Origin of the sequence: Mucilaginibacter myungsuensis (assembly GCF_015222005.1) — a bacterium.
GTDB classification, from domain to species: Bacteria; Bacteroidota; Bacteroidia; order Sphingobacteriales; family Sphingobacteriaceae; genus Mucilaginibacter; species Mucilaginibacter myungsuensis.
This window is the reverse complement of the sequence record NZ_JADFFL010000011.1, coordinates 109,621-126,199: the sequence shown is the minus strand read 5'-3', so window position 1 is coordinate 126,199 and position 16,579 is coordinate 109,621. Positions and strand designations below refer to the sequence as shown.

Sequence of the window (16,579 nt, the reverse complement as noted above, 5' to 3'; positions counted from 1 at the left end):
GCCTGCGTACGCGTACCGCGTGTGCCAACCATCCTTGCGCATGCCGCGCATCTCCACTTTGCCACGAGCGCGGAACGCGCTAAGAAACCATATCGCTCGCGGCACACGTGGCCGGTATTCAGTTTTTAAGTTTGCGTTTCCTGGGTTCCCTCGCTCCCCTTCATCACCCTCCCCCGCTGGTGCACGCGTGCCGCGTGTGACAACCATCCTTGCGCTTGCCGCGCATCTCCACTTTTCAACGAGCGCGGAACGCCCTTAGAACAAAGTTACACGCTGCACGCGTGCGCTGGCATTGGGCTTTTAAGTTTGCGTCTTTGTAACCTCCTCACTCCCCTTCATCACCCTCACCACCTTCGCCACCGTAGTAAAATGGATATTCAACTCTGCGGCTATCTTACGAAGCGACGAACCTTCCTGGTGCAGGGTGAGGATCTGTTGCTGAACTTGCGGTGTGGTGGCGGCGTGCAGGCGCAGGTGGTCGCGTTCGCGGCCGTAGTCTTCGTCGGCAAATTGGTAGTAGAGGAAGCCATATGGCTTTACCAGCGTCATCAGGCAAATATTATCCTCGCCATATTGCTCGGTGCCGTTGCGTTGTTTGATCTGTTTTAGATAACGCTTTTGTGGCTGCAACAGACTCTGACCAATGGCAAAGGCACTGTCGGCAAAGTTGATAAGCATTTTACTGCCCTGCAGATCGTTCACCGTGAGCGGGCGGCCGGCATTGCGCTTGGGCGTATGCGCCAGCACCAGTATGGATAAGCCATGCTTCTCTTTCAGCGCCTTTAGCGACTTCATCAGCGCCAGCGCGTCGTTAGCTTTTTCGGTACCGCTGCTCATGTAGGTGATATTGTCAATGATCAGGATCTTGGCCTTGGTCTTGTTCAGCGCCTTCTCTATGCTGCGCTCCACATAGCCCTCGTAATCCTTATTAAATTGAGGATGAAAAGACCCGGGAAGGAATTCGGCGCGGTAAAACCGGTCGGCAAACTGGTGCATGCCGTAGTTGTGTTTAGTATAACGTGCCTCAAATTGCCGGGTGCTTAACTCAAAATCAATATAAAGCACAGCCGCCGGTCGCTGCAAAAAATTGTGGAACGGCCCTATGTGGTGCCCCTTACTTATCGCATCCCCTATCTGCACCGCCAAAACCGACTTACCCAAATTGGTATCAGCGAACATGATACACAGCTCGCCCTCGTACCACAACGCACCGAATAACTGTTCGGCCTTGGGTTTACCCCGTTCTTCGATCAGCCAGTCATGCGCCCGCTTGGTGCGGAACAACCCCTGCCCATGTTCGCCCCACTCGTACGAGTATTTTTGCGAACCTTGTTTAGTTATCTTTTCATTGGCTTTCCGTACATCAGCACGTATCATTTCTATTTCTAAAGGTCGTAGTCCATCCATCATGTAAAAGGTTAGGCTACAAATATAAAGATTATTCTTTATAAATACAAGAGAATAAAGAATTTATATTAAATTTTATCGGACTGACTATCAGCAAATTAAAAGTGTAGGTAGTGTATACACCCGTTCCGTATACACCTACAAGCCACAAAAAAAAGGCGCTCGCGGCGCCTTTTAATTTATTCAACTCAAGTACCTTTTAAGCAACCACCGCTTCTTTAAGCGTATTAGCCGGTCTGCCGTTCTTGAAAGCCTCGCGTGGCTTCAATCCCAACAACTCGAACATCGCCATATCAGTATCAAAAGATGGATTAGGCGTGGTCAGCAACTTCTCGCCCGCAAAAATAGAGTTAGCACCTGCCATAAAGCAGAAAGCCTGTTCTACCGTACTCATCTCCGTACGGCCAGCCGACAACCTGACCACCGTTTTAGGCATTACGATACGCGCGGTAGCCACCATACGCACCATATCCCAAACAGATACCCTTGCCTGATCGGCCAATGGCGTACCCTTAACAGGCACCAAAGCATTGATCGGCACCGACTCGGGGTGTTTAGGCAGGTTAGATAACGTCCTCAGCATCGAGATGCGGTCTTCCACAGTCTCGCCCAAACCAATGATACCACCGCTGCACACGCTGATCTTAGCTTTACGTACGTGCTCTAAGGTCTTTAGGCGCTCGTCATAAGTACGGGTGGTGATAATGCGTTTGTAATCCTCTTCAGATGTATCCAGGTTATGGTTATAAGCGTACAGACCCGCATCTGCCAAACGCTGTGCCTGATGCTCGGTCAACATACCAAGGGTACAACAAACTTCCATATCCAGCTCGTTAACGGCTTGCACCATCTCGATCACTTTGTCAAAGTCGCGGTTATCACGCACTTCCCGCCAGGCAGCACCCATACACAAGCGTGATGCGCCTCCGGCTTTAGCTTTCTCGGCAGCAGCAACAACTTCGTGCTTAGGTAATATCGCGTGCACATTAACACCGGTATTGTAGCGTGCCGCTTGCGGGCAATAAGCGCAATCCTCAGAGCAACCGCCGGTCTTGATAGATATCAGCGAACTGATCTGCACCTCGGCGTAATCCTTATTTTCTCGGTGAATAGTAGCCGCGCGGTAAACCAAGTCTAACAGTGGGGTGTTATATATTTCGGCAATTTCTTCCTTTGTCCAATCGTAACGTACTTCAGTCATATCTCAAATGTCGTTTTCAGGGTTCAAATTTATAATAAAAGCTTGCTTGCTAACCACAATGGCAGCAAAAAACCGATACAATCTGTAAAAGTTGTGATAATTATAGACGATGCAACTGCGGGGTCTATCCCTACCCGCTTTAAAATCAATGGGATACCCGAACCTGTTAATCCGGCCACGATCAGGTTGCCTGTCATCGCCAAAAACAGCACTAATCCCAGCATCGGGTTGCCATCAAAAAAAACCGCGCATAACGAAACCACCAGACCGTTGGCCGCCCCGTTGGTCATACCAACTAATAATTCTTTTAATACGGTTACATACGCTTGTTTGTCGCTCAAATCGCTAAGAGAAATACGACGCACAGTCACTGCAAGGGCTTGAGTAGCAGCATTCCCTCCCATACCGCCAATGATGGTGATATAGGCCATAATAGGCCCCTTAGCATCGTAAAGTCTGATGACAGACGCTGCCAAAAACGCAGTTGCGAGATTTATTATTAACCATGGCAAACGGCTTTTTACCGCCTCTTTCCAGTTACCGCTCAATTCCTCATCTTCGGACACACCGGATATTTTCAAGATATCCTCGGTGCTTTCCTGCTCCATAACATCGATGATATCATCTACAGTTACGCGACCAAGTAAACGCATATCATCATCAACTACCGGGATACTGGTGAGGTTATATTGCGATATTAACTTGGCTACTTCTTCCTGATCAAGCTCGGCTTTTACGTAAACGTAGTCGGTGATCATTAACTCGCCGACTGTGGTATTAACCCGCGCTTTGATGATATCTTTTACCGATACGATGCCTTGTAAAACATCAGCATCATCCACCGCATAGATGGTATGCAACTCTTCCATCTCTTCCGACTGACGAATCACCTCGTCCAGCGCTTGCATTTTGGTTGAATTGATGTTGATCTTGATCAGATCGGTATTCATTAAACCACCGGCGCTGTCTTCGGCGTAGCTCATCAGGGCGCGGATGTTGATCGCGTCCTCCTGGTCTATATCGGCTAAAAGTTCTTGCTGGTCTTCTTCATCAAGTTGTGAAATGATGTCTGTCGCATCGTCGTAATCAAGCTCCTCGATGATCTCCGAACGTTTTTCAGGATCCAAACCTACCAGCAATTCGCCGGGGTTGTGCTCCTCGTCCATTTCGGATATTACGTCCGATGCTTCTTCGGTAGGCAGGATATTGATGATGCGCTCGCGATCTTCGACAGAGAGTTTCTCGAACAGGATAGCGATCTCGGTCGAGTGGTACTCTTTCAGGGCCAGCGCCAATTCTTCGTCGCTGCCTTCAAGTGCTGCCTGTATCTTCAGGAAGTCGGACCGGTTTATCTCGAACGATTGCATAAGCCCACAAAGTAAGGATAATATGAGCAAGCGACAACAAAAAGGGCGATGTTATTCGCCCCACAGTGTCATTTTAGCCTTTTAAGAGCTTAGGCTACTTTGCGTAATTTGTAAGATGTATTGTCGTCGTTAATGATCAGCTCGCCGTCCGCCATTGATTCGATCATCATTTTGCGGTCGCCGGTGCGATCGTAATTATGGATCAACAATTGCATGCCATCGTCGGTCTTGATCAACCGGAAAGGCGATACTGTGGTGCCGGCAATACGTCCTTCTGTAAAGGTTTTAATGCTAAGTAAATGCTTGGCAAAATCAAACTCGAATTTCTTTTCGTTCTCCAGATAAATTCCAATAGGTAAAGCAGGGTTCATATAGCGTAACAGGTTTTTTGGTAACAACTGTTAGCAATAACACGGTTCTACCCTACTTGTTTGCGGGGACGTTGATCTTTTTAGGAATAAAATTTAAAATGTATGGTCGAATTTAGCAGATAAACCATCGATACTCTCCAGCTTGGCCAAAACCGGGTTCACCTGCATTTTGCGGATAGCGATGGTGATGCTGCAATTGTTATCAAAGTCCTGCTTAATAACATTCAGCTGCGCGTCTTTGATCACCTTCATCACCTCGTTCATTTGCAAATAACCGAAGCTGACGGTATAGACGTCCTGTAAGGTCTGCTCGATAACTTTCGATTCGGCCAGAGCCATTTCTGCCGACGTTTTATAAGCATTGATCAGCCCGGGAACACCCAACAGTGTGCCGCCAAAATAGCGTACTACAACGACCAACACATTAGTTATATTTTTCGACAGCAATACATTCAATATCGGCCGACCCGCAGTGCCTGATGGTTCACCGTCATCATTAACGCGAAAAACCGAACGGTCAGGACTTAAGCGCATGGCCCAGCAATGGTGGTTGGCTTTCGGGTGTTCGTTCTTAAGCTTCTCGATCAGCGGCTTTACCTCAGCGTCCGTTCGTATCGGGTAAGCATACGACAAAAACTTGCTGCCCTTATCTCTAAAAATGGCCTCAGCTGGATTGGCTATGGTTTGATAGGTATCGTCGAAAAGCATTAATTAAGCTTCCTTATTAATAGTTCAGTTTTGATCTTTTTATCAGAAGACCGGTCTACTTTATCCTTTTTTTCTAAGGTTTTAGCGTATGCAATAATAGCAATGGCCACAATTGCCAGCGATATCCCGATCTTGTTCAGCGTAGTTAACTTTTCTTTAAATATAAGTACGCCTGTTAAAGTACCAATAATGATCACACCGATATTCATAGCCGAGAACACTATTGATGGGTTAGCTGATAAAGCCTGATGCGCTTTCAAATAAAACAAGATATTACCAAAATTAGCAAAACCCAATATCCACCCGAACAGGATGTGCCGCCACGTAAATTTCACCCTTCTGGTGACTACCATATACAGCAACACCAGCATCGATACCGTGAACGCCATGGCATAAATGATGAATAGCGAAGTGGTATATGGAACCTCTTTATAAAGCGCGATCTGTTTAAAGAGGATATCGATAACGCCGATCCCGAAAAATACGGTCAACAAGTATAACCATGAGTTGCCTTTACCTTCGTCGTTCGAACTTTGTTTTTGCCAAGGGATAGCACAAGCTATGGCGACAGCGCCCAAGCCAATACCAACCATTTTAAGCGGGTTAAAGGTTTCGTTAAACACAAAGAATGCCGCGCTAAGCGATATCAATAGCGATAGCCGTTGTGCCACATCGGTCCTTACGATACCTGCAGTGCGGACGGCCAGACCCATTACTACAAATATTGCCGGTAGCAAAATAGCTAACGCGCTATAGGTTAGGATAGGTGCCTGATGGATATTAGTGAGTTGCGGTTTAAAAAAGAAAAGGATGACCACGATAGAATAATTCCAAGTGATGGCCTGAAAAACATCTATGCGGTAACGACGGGCCAGCTTTAACAAAACCGACACCAGGACACTGCTACAAACACTTAAAAATACGTATATCATTCAATAGGTCAATTGTTCAAAATTATCTGCAAGGAATCATTGCCAACGGGAGTAGTGGCTTGGATAGTTCCTTTAATATCAGGGCTTAATATACCACTTTTTAATTGCATAATTCCGGTAAATACGCGGGCTTCATCCCATAGACCCGCATCAATAAATGCTTTCAACGTAGCCGCGCCGCCTTCAATGATCACCGAACGGATATCCTGCAGATACAACTGAAACATGATGTATTGTGGTACAAAATTATCGAAGTCTTCCAGCGAAATATATTTCACCTTGCCATCCACATCGGTCTTCACCTCGTTAAACACAAAAGTATCTACCGACTGATCGAACAAATGCTGGTCAGTGCTTAACTCTAACTTCCTGTCGATCACCACCCGCTTAGGTGAGCGACCTTGCCAGTCGCGCACATTCAGTTGCGGGTTATCTATGGCTGCGGTATGTTTACCCACCAAAACCGCGTCTTCCTCGCTCCGCCATTTGTGAACTAACTTGCGTGCTTCGGGGCCGGTGATCCAATATTGCAAACCATCACTCGGCGCAAAAAAACCGTCTGCGGTTTGCGCCCATTTTAAAATGATGTACGGGCGTTGCTTTTGTACGTGGGTGAAGAAGCGTTTGTTAAGATCCAAACACTCGCGCTCTAAGATACCGGTGATCACCTCGATTCCTGCTTCGCGTAATTTCTCGATACCTTTGCCATTCACCTGATCGAACGGATCGCGGCAACCAACAACTACGGTCGGGATGCAGTGCTTGATGATCAGATCGGCACAAGGTGGTGTTTTACCGTAATGGGCGCATGGTTCAAGAGAAACATAGATAGTAGAACGTTGCAGCAGTTCGGCAGCATTTAGGTGGTTGTCCAGCACCATGTTCACCGCGTTCACCTCGGCATGGGCTTCGCCATAGCGTTGATGGTAGCCTTCGCCAATAATGGTATCGTCACAAACTATTACTGCACCCACCATTGGGTTAGGGCTTACGTAACCAGCGCCAAGTTTGGCCAGATCAAGGCAACGCTGTAAATATTTATGATGGGCAGCCATGCTGCAAAAGTATGTTTTATGTTTCTTTGTTGCATGAAAACTGTTAAGGATGTATTTACAACTTACAAACATAGCCTCGGCGATATTTACAACGCATCTGAAGCAGAAGCGCTTACGCTATTGGTTTTAAGTGAGATACTGGACATATCCAAAGCAAGTTTAAAAGCGTTCCCCGAAAAAGAATTGACCGACCGTCAGTCGGCCAAATTTGAGGGCATCTTAACAGAACTAAATACAGGTAAACCTGTCCAATATATTTTAGGGCAGACCGAATTTTATGGCTTACCCTTCAATGTCAATCCATCCGTACTTATACCCCGCCCCGAGACCGAGGAATTGGTAGACTGGATATTGACCGGTGCCAAAACATCATCGCCGAAAACTATCCTCGATATCGGCACAGGAAGCGGATGCATCGCCATCAGCTTGAAAAAGAGTTTACGCGATGCCGATACATTTGCGATCGATATCTCCCCTACCGCGTTAGCTACCGCATCGTCAAACGCCGAACTTAATGAGGTGGACATCAATTTTATTCAGGCAGACATCCTGAACTTTGACAGATCTGTCCAACTGTCAAAATTTGATATCATCGTTAGTAACCCGCCTTATGTTACCGGCATCGACAAACAACAGATGCATAACAATGTGACCGATTTTGAGCCGCATGTCGCGCTGTTTGTACCCAACAATGATCCGCTGCTTTTTTATAAAGCGATCGCCGACTTCGCTTTAGAATATCTTCGCCCAAACGGCCAACTATATTTCGAGATCAACGAAAATTATGGTTCGGAGACCGCCGATATGCTTTCAAGCAAAGGGTTTGTAGATATCGAATTACGGAAAGATCTGCCGGGACGGGATAGGATGATAAAGGCCATTACCCTATCTTGATATATCATCGCCGTAAGTTTGTCGCATTGTTTAAGGCATTACTGTATTTATCTGATGAGTGCCTGCTACTAACCGATAACCGCCTTTAGTATTTGCACTAACCAGCTTTCCGTTGATCTTTACAGCCCCATTATTAGAAGCCAATTGCAAGGTAGCGGTACAGTTGGGCGGTATAGTCACCCGCATCGACAGTCGACCAGCTTGCCGTTGCCAATGCGTTTTGATGATACCGGAAGGCGAATCGAAAGATGCTTCGGCCCACTGCATTTGTATTTCGTTAAGATGTGGCGGACGGATAATAAAATGCCGGAAACCGGGATGGTCGGGATCTCGTTTAATGCCGGCTACTCCGTCGATATACCATGCACCGGGATATAGGTAAGAGCTGTGCAGTAAGGAGTGTCCGGGCAGGTCTTTCTCCCACATCTCCCAAATGGTGGTGGCGTTGTTGGCTTTCATATAGCCCCATCCGGGATAGGTGGTTTGCGATGTCATGCTGTAGATCAAATCGTCGCGGCCTTCATCCCGCAGTAGTTTAAACAGCAAAGCGCCGCCGGTAATTCCTACGTGGATATGCCCGTTTCGCTTTATTAATATCTCGTTCTCAAGCTTGTCGAATATCGCTTTGCGCTCGTTCGCAGGCGGTACGCCAGCCAACAGGGCAGCTGCAAGATTGGACATCGAACCATCTGCATAATTATGATCAGCCGCGTTATAATATTTTGCATGGATGGCTTTTGCCGATGCATCGGCTTGTCGCTCCCAACGTTCCGCATCTGCCGTTCGGTTTAACATGCGGGCAATTTTGGCGGCCGTGCGCAAGTTAAACACCCGGTAGCTGTTATTAAAGCACAGCGCCTGGGGTTTGTTGTTGTCCATACCCTCTGCCGTGGCATTGGGCCATAACCAGTCGCCTAAAAAATCCCAGGGACCGCCGAAACGTGTCAGCAGGTCATCCTTAGTTTGGGTGTCTAAAAAGTCGAGCCAGCCTTTGATCAAACCGTAGTTTTTCCCTAAGATGCGCCTATCTCCCTGATGCTGATAAACGAACCATGGCAACGTAACCACAATACCGCCCCAGGCCGGCCCTCCCCCGCCCAGGTAGGCGCGGTATGCGGCAAAATACCCGGATGCAGGGGCCTGCCGCCTTGCAGTTTCTTGTGTGCGAAAGATGCATCATACATATTACCCACTATGGATTCTGTCCCCTGCACATCGCGCCAGTCTTCCATCCATTTGGTATAAAAAGCGCCCATCTTATAGTTGAACAACCCGGTCTCGACCGTGGCGTGGGCATCGCCACCGTAACCAAGTCGCTCGCGTTGCGGGCAATCTACTACCATGCCCCCTAACGACAGGTTCTCGTAAGTCCACCTAACGGTGTTATATATCCAGTTCTGCAGCGTATCCGAGCAAGCGAAGCTTGTAGCCTGGTCGTATGCGGTGCGTACCTGCCAACCTTTGATATCGCTCAGTTGGGGCTTGTATTTTAAGCCCCTGATGGTTACCCACCGGCCCGAACTATAATTAAAACGGTTACGGAAGACACCGTCACCTTTGTTCCCGATCACGTAAGCGCTGTTCAGTCTAAAGGTCATATCATTTTGCTCCCGCTCCGAATATTGGAAACGGATGGTATCGCCGGGAGCACCTTTTAGCTTTACCTCTGTCCAACCGGCAAAATTAACCCCCATATCTATGCGATAACTGCCGTCAGGTCGGGCTTGTATGGACACAGGGGTTATCTTGCGATATAATTTATTGGGTTCTACCTGCTGGGCGGATAACTTTAAATTCGGTTTATAAACTGTGACCGGCTTCCAATCCTTTTCACTGCCGTTAATGGTATCCCAGTTATCGTCCTCATTACGGGCATCCCATAGTTCGCCACCCATAAAGTTAGAATCCCAAACGCCCAACAAACGGTTGGGACTTGGGTGGGTCTTCCAGCTTTCGTCGGTCTCAATGGTCAGCACGGGACTGGTTGATGACGAAGGATATTTTTGCTCATAGAAATTCACCTGAGCAGATACAATTGGGGTATTCGGCCGCCCCTCAACCACATATGGGCCGTGGATAGACCATCCTGTACCCAGCCATAAGGCTATCACATTTTTACCTTTCACCAAAGCAGTATCGATATCGTAGGCTATGTATCGCGCCCGTTTGCTATGGTCGGACACCGCAGGGGCCATCACGTGGTCACTAATGCGCTTGCCGTTCACGTAAATTTCGTGAAAACCTACGGATGCAACGAACAGGGTCGCTTTTTGCGGTCTGTCAGCCAGGTCAAACGTTTTACGTAACCAAGGGTCAATAATATTACAATCCCGCTTGGTAGGATCAAATTGCTGATCGCTGCCGATCCATTGCGCTTGCCATTCTTTGGGGTCGAAGATACCCGTACTCCACTGAGCTATCTTGCTCCAGGCCGATACGCGCCCGGCCTCATCCTTAACGGCTACCTTCCAAAAGTAAGGCCGGTCCGAATTGAGTTTCTTTCCCTTATAAACAATGCTCATCTGGTTCGACCGTATCCAGCCGGGATCCCAAGCATCGCCCCTTTGGGTTTTCAATGCCTCTGCCGATGTTGCCACCAAAATGCGATAAGCGGTCTGCTTCTGCCCGAATTGCTTTGCTGATGTCGCTTCCAAACTCCAGCTTAAACGTGGGGTCGGTTCATCCTGCCCCGATGGCGTAGCTAAGTACTCGTACCTAAGGTCGCGTACCTTTACTGATGAAGTTTGGGCTATGGCCGGCAAACAGACCGCAATGAGCAGCCATATCAGAATGGAAGTTTTTGTCATAAAAGGTTTAAAAAGGTAGTTGGGCTATAGTTGTAAATATCTTCATTTTTAAGGAGATCTTGTGTATCAACTACCAACTATTGTAACAAAACCGGCTATCGTGCGTATGTAATGTATATGAGATACGTCCTTTTTAATATCATCGCAGCAATATTTGTTATGACAGGCTGCAGTAGCCAAAAAGCAACTACAACCAATGTATCAGGCTTGCGAACAAGCATGGCATTGTCTGCCAAACCAACAACAAAAGACTCGTTATTTTTAACTTTTACCGTGGTGAACACTACCGATCGCACTCAACGTTTTTGTAAATGGGAAACCCCTTTTGAACCACGGCTGGGTAAATACTTTGAGATAGTTAACAGCGCCGGACAAGAAGCTGACTTTAAAGGCGCTATGGCCAGGCGGGTAATGCCTCCGCCGCCCGAGGCTTATATTGAAGTACCTGCACACGATTCTGTTAAAACCACGATCAACCTTGCGGATAATTATTCGTTAGCGCCCGACAAATACAGTATTTCTTATACCGGTGGCGGTGTTAGCGGACTTGCAGCAGGCAGTAAATTATCGATATATATTTCACGTTGATACATACCTATCGATAAAAGTCCTGGCGAGATGGGAAAAAGATTTTCTTTCCATAGCTTTGCTTTTACCTATTGCCAATTATTTCGTACCCGAAATTTAAATTATGATGAACAAATTAAAATACACAGGTATGGTGTTATCCCTGTTAGGTATCACATTCATATCCCTAAATTTTAAAACCTTGGATAAAGTAAAAGGCTATCCTTTCCTAAAGATAGGTCACCGCGGTACGCGAGGGATGATGCCCGAGAACACCATCCCATCAATGACCAAAGCCGTGGAATTTGGATCAAACGTGGTTGAATTGGACGTGCATATCAGTAAAGATGGCCAGGTAGTGGTCTATCACGATGACTCTTTCGACCCCAACTATACCCTGATGCCTGATGGCAGCGAGATAGATCCAAAAACGCGCAATAACTATATTTTTTACCAAATGAACTATGCCGATATCAAGCCATTCGTTATCGGGACAAAAAAATATAAGCCTTACCCGTTGCAACAAAACGTTGCTACCTATACCCCACTGCTTGCAGAATTGGTGGACTCGGTTGACCGCTACACCAAAGTGAATAAATTGCCAAAGGTGTATTACTTAGTAGAAATAAAGGCCGACGAAAAAAAAGACGGCATTAACCAGCCTGCACCTGCCGAGTTTGTTAAACGTGTGATGGATGCCTTAGCTCCTAAAAAACTGGGCGATCGGTTGATCATCCAATCATTTGATAAGCGCCAGTTGAAGGAGGTCCACAAAAGTTACCCCAAGGTGGCTACCGGATTTTTGATCGGTGATGCTAAGATCAGTGTAAGCCAACATTTGGCTGATATGGGTTTTACGCCTACGTTTTACAACCCACACTATAGCGTAATTACAGCCGAATTTATGAAAGAATGCCATGACAAGAAAATGCTGGTTTGCCCGTGGACGGTGAATGACAAAGCCGACATGAAACGCATGCTGAACCTTAAAGTGGACGGTGTGATAACCGACTTCCCTAATTATCTGTCCGAAGTTTTAAAATAGAAGCGGCAGTATACCTATTTTGCACCAGTTAGTTGACTTTATCAATAAATTGATATTATCCACCTTGAAAAAGATATTCAGCTTAGCGTTATTGTCCGTCATTATCGGATGCCTTTCGGTAAATGCGCAACCCCGACCAGCCGACCTGACAATAAAAAAAGGTTTGACGGATGCACAATTGCTCACCTTAGTACAAAAACAGACCTTTCATTACTTTTGGGACGGGGCCGAACCGCTATCCGGATTGGCCCGCGAGCGTTACCATGCCGACGGCGTGTACGAACAGAATGACAAGGACGTGATAGCCACAGGCGCGGCAGGCTTTGGTTTTGGTGCGATAGTAGTTGGTATGCAACGGGGATTCATCACCCGTAAACAGGGTGTAGAAAGATTGACCCGCCAGATATCGTTCTTAGAAAAAGCTGAACGTTTCCATGGTGTATGGCCCCACTGGATGTATAACACAGGTAAAGTAAAGCCTTTCGGGCGTAACGATGACGGCGGTGACTTGGTCGAGACGGCTTATTTGGCTCAAGGCATGTTATGTGTTCGCCAATACTTGAACAAGAATAATAAGACCGAAAAAGCCCTGGCCGCCCGTATTGATAAACTATGGAAAGGCATTGAGTGGGATTGGTACCGCAACGGCGGTAAGGATGTGCTTTACTGGCATTGGTCGCCAAATATAGGCTGGAAAATGAACTTTGCCGTGACAGGCTTTAACGAGTGCATGATCATGTACATTATGGCGGCGGCCTCTCCCACCCATACTATCCCGGCGTCGGTTTACCATAATGGATGGGCGCGTGGCGGGGCTATCGATACTTTGGTAAAACCTTACGGTTATGATATCCGCCTAAAACACAATGGTGCTCCGGGCAGCGTAGGCTCTCTGTTCTGGGCGCAATATTCTTACCTTGGCTTAAACCCTAAGGGTTTGGTAGATAAATATGCTGACTACTGGCAAGAGAACCGTAACAACACCTTAGTGAACCGTGCCTACTGCATTGATAACCCTAAAAAATTTAAAGGCTATGGTGAGGATAATTGGGGGCTGACAGCCAGCTATTCGGTAAAAGGCTATGCAGGGCACAGCCCGCAGGAAGATCTTGGGGTGATCACCCCGACGGCTGCATTGTCATCTTATTGCTATACGCCGAAAGAATCCATGAAAGTGATCCGCCATTTATATGAGGACCTTGGAAATAAGGTTTGGGGACAATATGGTTTTTATGATGCCTTCAGCGAGACGGACAATTGGTACCCTAAACGCTATCTGGGAATTGACCAGGGCCCTATCGTGATCATGATAGAGAACGGCCGGACAGGACTTTTATGGAACTTGTTCATGAGCAGCCCCGAAGTTAAGGCAGGATTAAAAAAATTAGGTTTTAAAAGCCCGTATCTAAAAAAATAGCGAACCACATCACCCTCAAAAACAATTGTAATAACAAACTATGAAAAGAGCATTGACCTTTTGGTGCCTGACCGCCCTGACCGCGACAATAGTTTACGGGCAAGCCCAAAAGCCTGCCGATATCGAGCAGGCAAAAATGAAGAGTTATATAGATAGGCTGATGGCCAAAATGACCGTCGACGAAAAGCTCGGTCAGTTAAATTTGGTTACCGGCGGCGAGGCTACCACCGGGTCGGTTGTGAGTACCAATGTCGAAGCTAAGATCAAAAACGGCCAGATAGGTGGGATCTTTAGTTTGACCACACCACAAAAAATCCGTAAAACCCAGGAGATAGCGGTAAATAATAGTCGCTTGCATATCCCTTTAATATTTGGTCAGGATGTGATCCATGGTTACAAAACCTCGTTCCCTATTCCATTGGCGTTAGCATCGAGCTGGGACATGCCTTTGATAGAACGTACCGCCCGCGTAGCGGCTGTTGAAGCCAGTGCCGATGGTATTAACTGGACATTCTCGCCCATGGTTGATATAGCCCGCGATCCACGTTGGGGACGTATTGCCGAAGGTAGCGGCGAAGACCCTTACCTGGGATCTGAGATAGCCAAAGTAATGGTACACGGCTATCAAGGCGATGATCTGAAAAAAGCCAACACCATTATGGCCTGCGTTAAACACTTTGCGCTTTACGGTGCCGGCGAAGGCGGTCGCGACTACAACACCACCGACATGAGCCTTAACCGCATGTATAACGAATACTTACCTCCCTATAAAGCTGCTTTAGATGCAGGCGCAGGGAGCGTGATGGCATCATTCAACGATATCAACGGCACGCCCGCCACAGCAAACAAATGGCTGCTAAAAGATCTATTGCGTAACCAATGGGGCTTTAAAGGTTTTGTTGTATCCGACTACACCGGCGTTAGCGAAATGATAGACCACGGCCTTGGCGATCTGCAACAGGTATCAGGCCTTGCCCTTAAAGCTGGTACTGATATGGACATGGTAAGCGAAGGTTTCCTAACAACGTTAAAAAAGTCGTTAGCACAAGGAAAAGTGTCAATAAACGACATCAACACCTCGTGCCGTTTGATCTTGGAAGCCAAATATAAACTGGGCTTGTTCGACGATCCTTACAAATATTGCAGCGAGGAGCGCGCTAAGAACGAGATATTGACTCCTGAGCATTTAAAACTGGCTCGCGAAGCTGCTACGCAGAGTTTTGTACTACTGAAGAATTTGAACAACACACTGCCACTTAAAAAAGCGGGTATAATAGCCGTTGTTGGTCCGCTTGGTAATACCCGCGCCAATATGCCGGGCACCTGGGCTGTTAACGCTGACCTTAGCACTCCCCCATCATTGATCGAAGGGTTAAAAGCCGTTGCAGGCGACAAGGCCACGATCACCTACAGTTTAGGTTCTAACTTATTGGGCGATGCAACAGAACAAAAAAACGCCACGATGTTCGGTCGCGAAATACCAAGGGATAACCGTCCTGAACAAGCCATCATAGATGATGCGATCAAATCGACCGAAAAAGCGGACGTGATCGTAGCCGCTTTAGGCGAAGCATCAGAAATGAGTGGTGAAGCATCAAGCCGTACCAATATCGAGATACCTGCTGTTCAACAACGTTTGCTATCTGCCTTATTAAAGACAGGCAAGCCTGTTGTGTTGGTACTGTTCACCGGTCGCCCATTGGCTTTAAAAAGTGAGAACGATCAGGTACCTGCCATCCTGAATGTGTGGTTCGGTGGCTCGCAAGCTACGTTGGCTATTGCCGATGTATTGTTTGGCGATGTTAATCCATCGGGTAAACTACCGGTCACCTTCCCGCAGAACGTGGGTCAGATACCGATCTTTTATAGTCATAAAAATACAGGCAGACCATTGCCTGATGGAGCCTGGTTCAGCAAATTCAAGTCTAACTATTTGGACGTAAGTAATGAGCCACTTTATCCGTTTGGCTACGGATTAAGCTACACCACGTTCAGTTACAGTGGTGTAAAACTAAGCGGCCCTGCTTTAAAAGCAGGAGGGTCGATCACCGCAAGTGTAACGGTGACCAACACCGGCAATGTCGAAGGTAAAGAGATCGTGCAGTTATACACCCGTGACCTGGTGGGTAGCATCACCCGCCCTGTAAAAGAATTGAAGGGTTTTAAAAAGATCAGCTTGAAACCCGGCGAAAGTAAAGAGGTAAACTTTACCATCACCGAAAAAGACTTAAAGTTTTACAACGCCGAGCTAAAATTTGTAGCCGAACCCGGCGAGTTCAAAGTATTCATCGGACCGAATTCGCGAGATATAAAAGAGAGCCATTTTACGTTGAAGTAATATAATAATTCATCTGTGCCTTTAACGAGATCACAGAACCCGAACAAGAACGGGCTGATAGCAAAATTATGCGATCAGCCCGTTCTGCATTTTATTGGCTAACGATAATATGAACGACGGGGCAGGGATCATCAATTTACCAAAGCGCTGAGGTATCTTCTAAAAGATTGGTTATGAATACAGTGTAACCAGCATCAAAAAATAAATGAAAAAACAATACTAAAAATCCACTTTTTTTTTTGACGGGTAACTTGAATTACTATATTTGCAGTCCCGAAAAAAAGGGAATATTTCTTTAAAATGGTGAGGTGCCTGAGAGGCCGAAAGGATCAGTTTGCTAAACTGACGTACGGGAAACTGTACCGAGGGTTCGAATCCCTCCCTCACCGCCAAATTTTATAATAAAAAAATAAAAGCCTGCGATCGAACGATAGCAGGCTTTTATTTTTTCACCAACTTGGATCTAATTT

The 16,579-nt window shown here is 46.8% G+C and carries 13 protein-coding genes, 1 tRNA gene and 1 pseudogene; 6 read left to right on the top strand and 9 right to left on the bottom strand.

Annotated elements, in window-relative coordinates; genetic code table 11:
• Positions 1-300: 300 nt before the first annotated feature.
• From IRJ16_RS21090 to ribD, 7 genes are all read right to left on the bottom strand, one after another.
• The gene (locus IRJ16_RS21090; RefSeq protein ID WP_194113637.1) at positions 301-1,407 is read right to left on the bottom strand and encodes an AAA family ATPase; all 1,107 of its coding nucleotides are present in this window, start codon (positions 1,405-1,407) and stop codon (positions 301-303) included.
• A gap of 199 nt (positions 1,408-1,606) precedes the next feature.
• Positions 1,607-2,608 (bottom strand): biotin synthase BioB, encoded by a 1,002-nt coding sequence (gene bioB / locus IRJ16_RS21085; RefSeq protein ID WP_194113636.1) that lies wholly within the window; start codon positions 2,606-2,608, stop codon positions 1,607-1,609.
• A 29-nt stretch (positions 2,609-2,637) separates the two neighbouring features.
• Positions 2,638-3,975 carry a magnesium transporter gene (mgtE, locus tag IRJ16_RS21080; RefSeq protein WP_194113635.1) on the bottom strand — a complete coding sequence of 446 codons (1,338 nt, stop codon included), beginning with the start codon at positions 3,973-3,975 and terminating at the stop codon, positions 2,638-2,640.
• Positions 3,976-4,064: 89 nt separating this feature from the next.
• Positions 4,065-4,346, bottom strand: coding sequence for a hypothetical protein (locus IRJ16_RS21075; RefSeq protein WP_194113634.1), 282 nt, complete (start codon positions 4,344-4,346; stop codon positions 4,065-4,067).
• A gap of 93 nt (positions 4,347-4,439) precedes the next feature.
• Positions 4,440-5,054 carry an IMPACT family protein gene (locus IRJ16_RS21070; RefSeq protein ID WP_194113633.1) on the bottom strand — a complete coding sequence of 205 codons (615 nt, stop codon included), beginning with the start codon at positions 5,052-5,054 and terminating at the stop codon, positions 4,440-4,442.
• Positions 5,054-5,986, bottom strand: a complete 933-nt coding sequence (locus IRJ16_RS21065; RefSeq protein WP_194113632.1) for an EamA/RhaT family transporter — start codon at positions 5,984-5,986, stop codon at positions 5,054-5,056. The genes IRJ16_RS21070 and IRJ16_RS21065 overlap by 1 nt, the downstream gene beginning before the upstream one ends.
• A gap of 8 nt (positions 5,987-5,994) precedes the next feature.
• Positions 5,995-7,041: a bifunctional diaminohydroxyphosphoribosylaminopyrimidine deaminase/5-amino-6-(5-phosphoribosylamino)uracil reductase RibD gene (ribD, locus tag IRJ16_RS21060; RefSeq protein WP_194113631.1), complete on the bottom strand. Its 1,047-nt coding sequence runs from the start codon at positions 7,039-7,041 to the stop codon at positions 5,995-5,997.
• Positions 7,042-7,074: 33 nt separating this feature from the next.
• On the opposite strand from ribD, the gene prmC reads away from it, so the two are divergent.
• On the top strand, positions 7,075-7,935 hold the full coding sequence (gene prmC / locus IRJ16_RS21055) for a peptide chain release factor N(5)-glutamine methyltransferase (protein ID WP_194113630.1): 861 nt from the start codon (positions 7,075-7,077) through the stop codon (positions 7,933-7,935).
• A 30-nt stretch (positions 7,936-7,965) separates the two neighbouring features.
• On the opposite strand, the gene IRJ16_RS23005 is transcribed toward prmC, so the two are convergent.
• Positions 7,966-8,361 (bottom strand): alpha-L-rhamnosidase C-terminal domain-containing protein, encoded by a 396-nt coding sequence (locus IRJ16_RS23005; RefSeq protein ID WP_228080397.1) that lies wholly within the window; start codon positions 8,359-8,361, stop codon positions 7,966-7,968.
• A pseudogene (locus IRJ16_RS21050) lies at positions 8,353-10,742 on the bottom strand (family 78 glycoside hydrolase catalytic domain); the annotation flags it as partial. The gene IRJ16_RS23005 and the pseudogene IRJ16_RS21050, both read right to left, overlap by 9 nt.
• A 159-nt stretch (positions 10,743-10,901) precedes the next feature.
• Between IRJ16_RS21050 and IRJ16_RS21045 the strand changes: the two are divergent.
• The 5 genes from IRJ16_RS21045 to IRJ16_RS21025 all read left to right on the top strand — a co-directional run bounded on the left by IRJ16_RS21045 (position 10,902) and on the right by IRJ16_RS21025 (position 16,501).
• On the top strand, positions 10,902-11,330 hold the full coding sequence (locus IRJ16_RS21045) for a protease (protein ID WP_194113629.1): 429 nt from the start codon (positions 10,902-10,904) through the stop codon (positions 11,328-11,330).
• A gap of 103 nt (positions 11,331-11,433) precedes the next feature.
• Positions 11,434-12,354: a glycerophosphodiester phosphodiesterase family protein gene (locus IRJ16_RS21040; protein ID WP_194113628.1), complete on the top strand. Its 921-nt coding sequence runs from the start codon at positions 11,434-11,436 to the stop codon at positions 12,352-12,354.
• A 64-nt stretch (positions 12,355-12,418) separates the two neighbouring features.
• The gene (locus IRJ16_RS21035; RefSeq protein WP_194113627.1) at positions 12,419-13,771 is read left to right on the top strand and encodes a glucoamylase family protein; all 1,353 of its coding nucleotides are present in this window, start codon (positions 12,419-12,421) and stop codon (positions 13,769-13,771) included.
• Positions 13,772-13,811: 40 nt separating this feature from the next.
• Positions 13,812-16,109 (top strand): beta-glucosidase BglX, encoded by a 2,298-nt coding sequence (gene bglX / locus IRJ16_RS21030; protein WP_194113626.1) that lies wholly within the window; start codon positions 13,812-13,814, stop codon positions 16,107-16,109.
• Positions 16,110-16,411: 302 nt separating this feature from the next.
• Positions 16,412-16,501 (top strand) — tRNA-Ser (locus IRJ16_RS21025).
• The last annotated feature ends 78 nt before the right edge of the window (positions 16,502-16,579 follow it).

Bases quoted from the DNA above. Each gene is read 5' to 3' on its own strand.
- IRJ16_RS21090 (WP_194113637.1), bottom strand. From the start codon at position 1,407: ATGGATGGACTACGACCTTTAGAAATAGAAATGATACGTGCTGATGTA.
- bioB (WP_194113636.1), bottom strand. From the start codon at position 2,608: ATGACTGAAGTACGTTACGATTGGACAAAGGAAGAAATTGCCGAAATA.
- mgtE (WP_194113635.1), bottom strand. From the start codon at position 3,975: ATGCAATCGTTCGAGATAAACCGGTCCGACTTCCTGAAGATACAGGCA.
- IRJ16_RS21075 (WP_194113634.1), bottom strand. From the start codon at position 4,346: ATGAACCCTGCTTTACCTATTGGAATTTATCTGGAGAACGAAAAGAAA.
- IRJ16_RS21070 (WP_194113633.1), bottom strand. From the start codon at position 5,054: ATGCTTTTCGACGATACCTATCAAACCATAGCCAATCCAGCTGAGGCC.
- IRJ16_RS21065 (WP_194113632.1), bottom strand. From the start codon at position 5,986: ATGATATACGTATTTTTAAGTGTTTGTAGCAGTGTCCTGGTGTCGGTT.
- ribD (WP_194113631.1), bottom strand. From the start codon at position 7,041: ATGGCTGCCCATCATAAATATTTACAGCGTTGCCTTGATCTGGCCAAA.
- prmC (WP_194113630.1), top strand. From the start codon at position 7,075: ATGAAAACTGTTAAGGATGTATTTACAACTTACAAACATAGCCTCGGC.
- IRJ16_RS23005 (WP_228080397.1), bottom strand. From the start codon at position 8,361: ATGTGGGAGAAAGACCTGCCCGGACACTCCTTACTGCACAGCTCTTAC.
- IRJ16_RS21045 (WP_194113629.1), top strand. From the start codon at position 10,902: ATGACAGGCTGCAGTAGCCAAAAAGCAACTACAACCAATGTATCAGGC.
- IRJ16_RS21040 (WP_194113628.1), top strand. From the start codon at position 11,434: ATGATGAACAAATTAAAATACACAGGTATGGTGTTATCCCTGTTAGGT.
- bglX (WP_194113626.1), top strand. From the start codon at position 13,812: ATGAAAAGAGCATTGACCTTTTGGTGCCTGACCGCCCTGACCGCGACA.